The organism is Terriglobales bacterium, assembly GCA_035624475.1.
Taxonomy (GTDB): Bacteria; Acidobacteriota; Terriglobia; order Terriglobales; family Acidobacteriaceae; genus DASPRL01.
In genome coordinates this window covers 1-8999 of the sequence record DASPRL010000052.1, presented here as the reverse complement: position 1 = coordinate 8999, position 8999 = coordinate 1, and the positions used below count along the sequence as shown (strand labels likewise).

Annotated in this window: 9 protein-coding genes; 5 read left to right on the top strand and 4 right to left on the bottom strand. The window is 64.1% G+C overall.

From position 1 onward, the window contains the following. A partial coding sequence (locus tag VEG08_02475; protein HXZ26844.1) for a M48 family metallopeptidase occupies positions 1-1184 on the bottom strand: 1184 nt, incomplete at its 3' end. Between the two features lie 328 nt (positions 1185-1512). Between VEG08_02475 and groES the strand changes: the two genes are divergently transcribed. Together groES and groL are read left to right on the top strand one after the other, a co-directional pair. Next, positions 1513-1845 (top strand): co-chaperone GroES, encoded by a 333-nt coding sequence (groES, locus tag VEG08_02470; protein ID HXZ26843.1) that lies wholly within the window; start codon positions 1513-1515, stop codon positions 1843-1845. 116 nt (positions 1846-1961) lie between these two features. Further along, positions 1962-3635, top strand: coding sequence for a chaperonin GroEL (gene groL / locus VEG08_02465; GenBank protein ID HXZ26842.1), 1674 nt, complete (start codon positions 1962-1964; stop codon positions 3633-3635). An 890-nt stretch (positions 3636-4525) separates the two neighbouring features. Here the strand turns inward: groL and VEG08_02460 are convergent. Next, positions 4526-5068: a hypothetical protein gene (locus tag VEG08_02460; GenBank protein HXZ26841.1), complete on the bottom strand. Its 543-nt coding sequence runs from the start codon at positions 5066-5068 to the stop codon at positions 4526-4528. Between the two features lie 205 nt (positions 5069-5273). Further along, positions 5274-6020 (bottom strand): PEGA domain-containing protein, encoded by a 747-nt coding sequence (locus VEG08_02455; GenBank protein ID HXZ26840.1) that lies wholly within the window; start codon positions 6018-6020, stop codon positions 5274-5276. An 814-nt stretch (positions 6021-6834) separates the two neighbouring features. Between VEG08_02455 and VEG08_02450 the strand changes: the two genes are divergently transcribed. Continuing rightward, positions 6835-7068 (top strand): hypothetical protein, encoded by a 234-nt coding sequence (locus VEG08_02450; protein ID HXZ26839.1) that lies wholly within the window; start codon positions 6835-6837, stop codon positions 7066-7068. A gap of 175 nt (positions 7069-7243) precedes the next feature. Further along, complete coding sequence (locus tag VEG08_02445) at positions 7244-7702, top strand: RidA family protein (protein ID HXZ26838.1); 459 nt, start codon at positions 7244-7246, stop codon at positions 7700-7702. 68 nt (positions 7703-7770) lie between these two features. Here VEG08_02445 and VEG08_02440 read toward each other — a convergent pair whose 3' ends face one another. Continuing rightward, positions 7771-8385 carry a hypothetical protein gene (locus VEG08_02440; GenBank protein HXZ26837.1) on the bottom strand — a complete coding sequence of 205 codons (615 nt, stop codon included), beginning with the start codon at positions 8383-8385 and terminating at the stop codon, positions 7771-7773. 400 nt (positions 8386-8785) lie between these two features. Between VEG08_02440 and VEG08_02435 the strand changes: the two genes are divergently transcribed. After that, a partial coding sequence (locus VEG08_02435) for a hypothetical protein (GenBank protein HXZ26836.1) occupies positions 8786-8999 on the top strand: 214 nt, incomplete at its 3' end.

The window sequence follows — 8999 nt, the reverse complement described above, 5'->3', positions numbered from 1 at the left end:
GCGGGCTGGTCGGAGCCGGAGGAGCCCTCGTTCTTGCCGCGCTTCATCAAGGTGGGGCCAGGCTTGCCCACTTGCAGGTGGCGGCGGGCGCTGAGCGCCGCCAGCCGCGCCTTGACCTCCTGGAACTCGCTGGTGTCCACCAGGTACTGGTCGCGCGCCGGCAGCATGGTGAGGATCTCCTTCTCCGCGCGCTGGATGCGGTCCTCGTTCATGGGATGGGTGCTGAAGGCCTTGGCCAACAACGAGTGCTTCTGCTTTTTTTCCGCGTCCAGCTTCTCGAAGAAGTCCACCAGCGCCGAGGGATCGTAGCCGGCCGCGTAGTCGTACTCGATGCCCAGCAGGTCGGCCTCGCGCTCCATGTCGCGGCTGAACTTGAGGAAGCTCATGGGCACCAGGATGGCCGCCGCCTGGCGCACCGCGAAGCCCGCCGGCCCGCCCAGGAAGATCAGCGGGATGGAGACCAGGTTCCAGATCTCCACCTTGGTGGCGGTCTTCGTGGCATGGCGGGCGGCCACGTGCGCGATCTCGTGCGACATCACCCCCGCCAGTTCGGCCTCGTTGTCGGCGGCCAGGATCAATCCCGAGTTCACGTAGAAGAAGCCGCCCGGCAGGGCGAAAGCGTTGATCTCGTCGTTGTCGATCACCTTGATGGTGAAAGGGACCTTGGCGTCGGAGTTGCGCACCAGGTTCTGCCCGATGCGGTTGATGTACTCGGTCACCACCGGGTCGGTCACCAGCACCGAGGCCGCCTCCACCTCGTGGGAGAGGTCGCGGCCCATGGCAATCTCCCGGTCCAGCGAGTAGAAGTTCACCCCCTTGCCGATGCCGCGGTCGCCGATGTGGGAGACGTCATACTTCTCCGGCACCTTGCTCAGGTTGGCGCCCACGTTGGGAACGGCGGTGGCCGGCACCGCCTCCGGCGCCGGCGGGATCACCTCCAGGCTGACCATCTCCTCCGGGACTTGCGGCAGGTTGTTGGGAGAGAAGCTGGGCGCCAGCGGCGAGGGCGCTTGCGGCAGGGGTACGGAGTGGTTGACGCTGGCGGTATCGGGGACGGCCGCGCTCACCGGCCCGGCCTGCGCCCACAGCGGGAAGCAGCTCAGCAGCAGGATCAGCAGGCTCGCCCCCGCAAGCCACCGCAGAAGGCCGGTGTTTCTCTCCGCTTCGGCTTTCGGTAGACCCACTTGGCTCACCGTTCGCCTGTCTGGCTCGACCCAGGCTCGCCCGACCGTTCGCTGGCCCCATCCTGCCGCGGCAGGCCTGCCCAACCTGGCCGGCTGCCGACGCCGTTATTCTAATCCCGCTGCGGCTGTGGATTCTGTGAAAAGAGGATGACCAGCTTCCGCCAGCCCGCCCTCCTCCACGCCCCCGCCCTTATCCGGGCCGGTTCCGCTCAGGCGGGGTTGACAAAGGGGGAGGCGGGGCTCTAGACTGGCACTCTCAAGGTGAGAGTGCTAAGGCCGTAAGTATCTGTAGGGCAATATCTTATAAAGGACAGAAAGGAGCACCAGCATGGCTACGAAACTGACTCCCCTGCACGACCGCATCCTGATCCGGCGGGTGGAGGAGCAAGAGACGGTCCGCGGCGGCATCATCATCCCCGACTCGGCCAAAGAGAAGCCGCAGGAGGGCGAGGTCATCGCCGTGGGCAAGGGCAAGATCAGCGAGGAAGGCAAGGTCCGGCCCCTGGACGTGAAAGAGGGCGACCGCATCCTCTTCGGCAAGTACTCCGGCGCCGAGATCAAGATCGACGGCGAAGAGTACATCATCATGCGCGAGGAAGAGGTGCTGGGCATCCTGCACGGCGCCGCCAAGTCCAAGGAGCACGCCGGAGCGCGCAAATAAGGATGCGGCCTGCGGCCGCGTCGAGGTCCTTCGCTCCCGCGCCAAAAGAGGAAGTCCGGCGCGGGTCGCTCAGGATGACACCTGAGAAAACAAGTTTCGACTAAGGAGAGAGTGACATGGCAAAGCAAATCGTACACGGGGAGCAATCGCGGCAAGCGATCCTGCGCGGCGTCAACGTCCTGGCGGACGCGGTCGCCGTCACCCTGGGTCCCAAGGGCCGCAACGTGGTCATCGAGAAGAAGTTCGGCTCGCCCTCCATCACCAAGGACGGCGTCACCGTGGCCAAGGAGATCGAGCTGAAAGAACCCATCGAGAACATGGGCGCGCAGATGGTGCGCGAAGTCGCCAGCAAGACCTCGGACGTGGCCGGCGACGGCACCACCACCGCCACCGTGCTGGCGCAGGCCATCTTCCGCGAAGGCGCGAAGCTGGTGGCCGCCGGCGTCAATCCCATGGCCCTGAAGCGCGGCATCGAGAAGGCGGTCACCACCGTCTGCGGCTCGCTCGACAAGGACGGCGAGCGCATCAAGGGCGCGCTCGACAAGTACTCCGTCGACGTGGCCGGCGACATGAAGAAGATCGCCGAGGTGGGCACCATCTCCGCCAACAACGACGAGACCATCGGCAAGATCATCGCCGAGGCCATGAAGAAAGTCGGCAAGGACGGCGTCATCACCGTGGAAGAGTCCAAGACCATGGAGACCCAGCTGGAAGTGGTCGAGGGCATGCAGTTCGACCGCGGCTACCTTTCCCCCTACTTCGTCACCGACCCTGAGCGCATGGAAGCCGCGCTCGAGGACTGCTACATCCTGATCTACGAGAAGAAGATCTCCTCCATGAAGGACCTGCTGCCGCTGCTGGAGCAGATCGCCAACGCCCACAAGCCGCTGCTCATCGTGGCCGAGGACGTGGAGGGCGAGGCCCTGGCCACCCTGGTGGTCAACAAACTGCGCGGCACGCTGCAGGCCATCGCCGTCAAGGCGCCCGGCTTCGGCGACCGCCGCAAGGCCATGCTGCAGGACATCGCCATCCTGACCGGCGGCAAGGCCATCACCGAGGACCTGGGACTGAAGCTCGAGAACGTGCAGATCGCCGACCTGGGCCGCGCCAAGAAGATCACGGTGGACAAGGACAACACCACCATCGTGGAGGGCAAGGGCAAGTCCGGCGAGATCGAGGGACGGGTGAAGGAGATCCGCACCCAGATCGAGAAGACCACCTCGGACTACGACCGCGAGAAGCTGCAGGAGCGGTTGGCCAAGCTGGTGGGCGGCGTGGCCGTGATCAAGGTGGGAGCGGCGACCGAGACCGAGATGAAGGAGAAGAAGGCCCGGGTCGAGGACGCCATGCACGCCACCCGCGCCGCGGTCGAGGAAGGCATCGTGCCGGGGGGCGGCGTGGCCCTGGTGCGCTGCATCCCCGCGGTGGAGGAGCTGGCCAAGAAGCTGGAAGGGGATGAGCGCGTGGGCGCGGAGATCGTGAAGCGGTCTTTGGAGGAGCCCCTGCGCCGCATCGTCGAGAACGCCGGCGAGGAAGGGGCGGTGGTCCTCGGGAAAGTGCGCGAGGACAAGAACCCCAACTTCGGCTACAACGCCCAGTCGAACGAGTTCGAGGACCTGGTGAAGGCCGGGGTGATCGACCCCACCAAGGTCACGCGGACGGCGCTGCAGAACGCCGGCAGCATCGCGGCCCTGATGGTGACCACCGAAGCCCTGGTCTCCGAGATCCCGGAGAAGAAGGAAGCTCCGGCGATGCCCGGCGGGCACGGCGGGATGGGGGACATGTACTAGACGGCGGAGCCGTTTAGTACGGCACTCAGCCGTCAGCGGCCAGCAATCAGGCAAGACGGAAAAGCCCCGCGGCAACGTGGGGCTTTTCTTTTCCACGAAATCAACCGCCGAGGCGTGCCAGATTAAGGCGCAAAGGACAGCAGATGGGCGGAATGGGCGGAGAAGTACGCGGTAAGACCAAGATCGAGGTCTATAAGAAATTCCGCGCTAGCGTAGACCGTAAGCACATTGAGGAAGCCACTGGACTGTACATGGACGCTGGCAACGGGACCAAACCTGAGCTCTACCGGAGCATGCGGAGGGACCCGGCGACGGGAGAGTGGGTTTTGTACTATCATTTTGGCAAGTAGGAGGTGATGAGAATTGAAAGCAATTCTGCTCCTCCTGCGATGCCATGAGGCTCTCGGAGCAGTTGCCTTCGGGGAGCAGAAGTCTGAGTAGCTATTAGCAACAGCCATTAGGGCCAAGGATCGCTGTCAGATCGCTGGAAATCGTAACGGTCCGGGTCGTGATTTCTGACGATCTGAGGGGAACAAAAACCGGAAGCCCCACTGGGAAACCAGGTGCGACACGCGCCCCCGGCTTATGTGCTAGTCCTGAAACCTCCGTTTAGCGAGAGGGGAGGGCGTGGCATCAATTCCCGAACGTGCGAGCTGAGCAGCGCCCGGACGCTGCTCGCTGGCCGTCCGTCTCACCTCCCGGTATGATGGCGGGGCCCGCCACGGAACCGCCCGTGGTCATTCGATAAGGAGTTTGTCGGCGAGTTTCTCCCGGACGTACTTGGAGCCGAGGTCGGTGAGCCGATACTTCCGCGAGAGTAGCTGGACAATCTGCCTCACTTCTGAACTCTCCAGGGCGGGTGGCCCACCCTTGCTACTCAAATGCACGGTCTAGAATCTGCCTTCTCTGATCCCCGCCGCTACCTCATCAGCTACGGAGTAGCGCCGATGTGGCTGCTGTTCGAAGCGCCCCTGTAGGCCGTACGCGTTGACCTCAAGCGGGATCGCTGCGTAACTGCCTCCGTCCAGAAAGCCGCGGACATACAATTCCGCAAAACGCTGGATACCCAGTTGGCGGTATTGCTCAACGTGTACCAGCTCATGGAATAACGTCCTGTCCTCCAGTACTCCGTGGGAGACAACAACGTCAGAGAAAGTGATTGCAGCCATCGAACTGAAATCAGGAAGGTTCGTGAACCCCATATGGATCAGCATGGGATAGAAATCTGGGTTCTGAACCCGGGCACCGTTAAGGACAACCACCCTTGCCGCAGCCAGGACTTCCGGCAAGAAGAAGCCATTCATCGGTACGCTCTGTGCACGGGTCAAAGGCTGCGACTCAGGGAGATAACCTTCGCGCTGAGCCGCAATATATCCCGCAACCCGCCCAGATACCTCAAGGATCTGCTGAGGACTGAGCTTCGGAGTAGCCATTCGATTCTCCACAACCCGGGGTTCTTCCGTGCAGCATCGGAACCTAATCCGATCGCATGGGGTTTGTCAAAGGCATAAGTCTACTCCATGTTGTAGATTCAGAACAGGCGGGTGGCCCACCCTTGACCCAACCCAAATCTCGAGGGTGCCCCACCCTTTGAGCTTTGGCAAAGGGTGGGATGCGGGGGGTGGCCCATGCAACCGGTCACTTGGGCTGGCTCTGTGGCTCGGCCTCAAGCTTAGCGTTGATGTGGACATCGCCACCCAAGGCACGAAGGTGACGCTTCCAGGAGAGGTACCCGGTCTTGGATATCTCCAGGTCGTGCTCACCGGCAGGGACAGAGACCGTGGAGGGCGTGTTCCCCACGAAGGCGCCATCGACCTGGATGTCGGCAGCGTCGGGGTCGGACGTGATTTGGAGTTGAGCAGCTGCAACTGGAGCAGCGGTCGCTACTGTCGCAGGGCTCTTTGCGACTGGGTCGAACTTAGAATGGTCGAGCGGCATAGCTCCGTTGATGTAGGCCGTGATCTCGGTTCCCTTGGGGATGGTGATGTCCTTCCCATGGATGAGCAGGAAGAGCGGTGCGGCGGGCCAAAAAACGATGGCAGTCGCGACCACGGCCCCGGTCACAGCCCCGCCGTGGCCGGCGCCCTTCACATCTTTCACGGCGCGGAGTGCGGCTTTCTCGCCGTCGACGAGCTTCACAGAGTCGATGTTCAGGCCAAGCTTGCCCGCCCGCCCAAGGCGGCGCTTGGGCTGAGCCTCAGTCACCGTGGCCCAAGCTAGTCCGCCCTTTGGAACAACGACCAGGTCGCCCACCCTCACTTCCTCCAGGACCTCAAAATCGACCGTCTCGCCTACCTGTGCGTCGGCAGACGAAACCGTGCGCCCAATGCGGAGCTTGACCGGGGTACCGTCGTCCAGGAAGAAAGCGTTGGCGCCGCCAGGCATGGGGCTGGCTGGCTGCTGGGGCTGTGGTTGTATCTCTGGCGGGCCAGTGGCAGGCGGAACTTGGTTATTGCCGCTCGGCGGCTTTGACTGCGTCTGCGACTGCTGCGGTCCCTGGGAAGGGGGCGACTGTGTCGACGACTGCGGGCTGGGCTGTGGCGGCGGAGGTTGAGCCGCCTCCTGTTGCGCGGCGGCCAGCAGGGTCAGCTTTGCGTCCTGCGCGAAGAGCGGCACGACGCAGGCTAGTAGGCCCAGGAGAACCAGGATACGAAGTGGGCGGCTCATCGGCACTGCCTCCATTCGATGACTGTCCCGAATGTGGAACCCGATTGTAGGCCAGTTCCGGGGTGGAGAGAATGATTCTTTGCGCGCAACCCCAAGGTCCTTCGACTCGCCGCTCTCTTCCCCGCTCCCCCGCAACGCGGGCTCGCGGACGGTCGCGGCTCGCTCAGGATGACAGAAGCAGTGGATAGTGATTAGTGGATAGTGGACAGAGACTGCAGATCCCTCGCCTGGCGGCTCGGGAGGACAAAAACCAGTGGATAGTGGCGAGTGGATAGTGGATAGCATTGGTTTGCCCGCGAGGTTGCTAGTGTGCTATCATAGTCATTGATAGATTGCCTTTCAGATATAGTTGGAGGACGCGGTGACACAGCAAGTCAGGCGAGAGATCGAAGAACTGCTGAAAGACTTCGGAAAACAGGACGGGCGGAAACTGCAGATCCCTCTCCCGCCCAGGCGGGATCGGGATGACAGGGCCGCCAGCAGCGAGTCACGGACACCGGGTAGCGAGGCGCGCGGGGCGCGCATCATCGAGGTGCGGGAGGCGGACCCCAAGCAGTTGGCGCGCCAGCGGGCGCACCGCCGGGCGCAGAGGCGGGGGTGGAACACGATGATGCGCGAGGCGGGGCTGCGCCTTCCCTTCCCCGAGGACCACGAAGCCATCCACGAGATCCTGGCGCACACCTTGGGGCGCATGGTGGGACATCGCATGATGCCGCGGGACGCCGAGGCCATCGTGCGCCTGTGCCGGCTGATGTTGAGAAGCTAGATAAGTGCAGTGGTCAGTGGTCAGTGAGAGCAACTGCAGATCCCTCGCCTGCGGCTCGGGAGGACAAAAACCAGTCGATAGTGGATAGTGGATAGAGACTGCAGATCCCTCGCCTGGGGGCCGGGAGGGCAAGTACAATGCCGGGCCGAGTGAATCCCTTCTTCGGAGAACAACCATGAAACGATCGGCGACGGTTCTGCTGCTGTTCCTGCTGGCGGCCGGCGTGACCTGCGTGGCGCAGAAAGAGCGCAAGTACATCGTGCTGAAGCGGCCGGCGGCGGAGGTGGCGGAGGCGCCCTTCAGCGAAGCGGTGCTGGCGGGCGACACCCTCTACGTCACCGGGCACATCGGGGTGGACCCGGCCACGGGCAAGGTTCCGGCCGCGCCCGAGCAGGAGGCGCGGCTGGTGATGGACAGCGTCCGGCGCGCGGTGGAGGCCGCCGGGCTCAGCATGGACGACCTGGTGCAGGTCACCGTGTTCTGTTCGGACGTGAGCTACTTCAACGCCTTCAACGGGGTCTACCGCACCTACTTCCACGGCGGCAATTACCCGGCGCGCGCCTTCGTGGGCTCGGGCAAGCTGCTGTTCGGAGCGCGCTTCCAGGTGATGGCCATCGGGGTCAAGCGAAAGTAGCGAGGCCCCAGCCCGGCGCGCGAGGCGCGGAGCTGGGGCGGGTGGGAAGCGTCCGGGCGCAGGACGGGCTAGGTGCCGAGATACAGGATGTGCACGTAGATGCCCAGGCGGACGTTGTAGGCCAGGTACCAGCCGGGATCGTCGGGGTCGTCGTAGAGGACGATGTCGTCGCGGTCCCAGAGCCAGCCGTTGCAATAGACCACGTCGGCGGGGGCGACGCTGAAGAAGAATCCCCCGAACCAGAAGCGGGCGGGCCCGCCGCCCTCGATGCGCCAGACGTGATGGGCGCCGTACTCTCCGGGAAAGTGGCCGTGCTCCCAGGGATGGTCGAGACGGTAGCGGAAATTGTTGCGGCCCTCCTGGCCCACCCAGCGGTCATGGTCGTTGTCGACGTGGGGAGCGTTGGGGTGGCCGGGGCGGTCGACGAACTTGCGCGTGTCGGGAGGCGGGGGAGTGTTGGGCCCGCCGTGATAGTCGACCTTGGGCGCCACCTGCTTGGAGGCGACCGGGCCGCGGGAGGGAATGTGGCCGCCGCCGACTTCGGGATGGCCGGTGGTGTGCTCGTCGTGGTGCTGGTCGCCGTGCTGGTCGCCCGTCTGCCCGGTGCTGCCGTGGTGCTCCTGCGCCAGCGTGAACAGCGACATGGCCAGCAGGGCGAGGAGCACTCCAAGAACTCTCTTCATAGACACCCCCAACGAACACTCTAACCCCGGGCGGGAGGAAAGTCCGTCCCCCGGAAGAAGGAGCCCAAGCAATCGGGTGATCCGGTGATCGGGGATCAGAACTGCAGATCCTTCGCCTGGCGGCTCAGGAGGACAAGAAGCAGTGGATAGTGGCTGGTGGATGGTGGATAGAGACTGCAGATCCTGGGCGCCCTTGGCCGGAGGCAGGCCGGCCTGCATGGAGGCGACGGGGACCTTGGCCAACTGAATCCTCGTGCAGCCGGCCAGCGGCGGCAGGGCGGCATTCGGGTCAGCCCTGGTGTTCCGTTTCTGGAGCAGGATGCGCTTTTGCCCTTGACATGCCGCCGGCGATGGTATGGTCCGGGGCCAGACGGGCTCACTAGCCCACAAGGAGGTCCCTATGGAATCGCCAGAGACGGTCGTGGTCCGCCCCGCCGACTTCCAGTCGGTTTCCCGCAAGCTGGGCCAGTTCATCGCCGAGCTGAAGCCCAATGAGAAAGAGATCATGGCCTGGATGCTGTCGCTGGCGGGAGGGCTGTTCCCCGCTCCCCTGCCGCCGCTGCGCATCCACTACAAGCCCCGGGGCGCCAAGATGCTGGTGCTGGGCGGCGCCG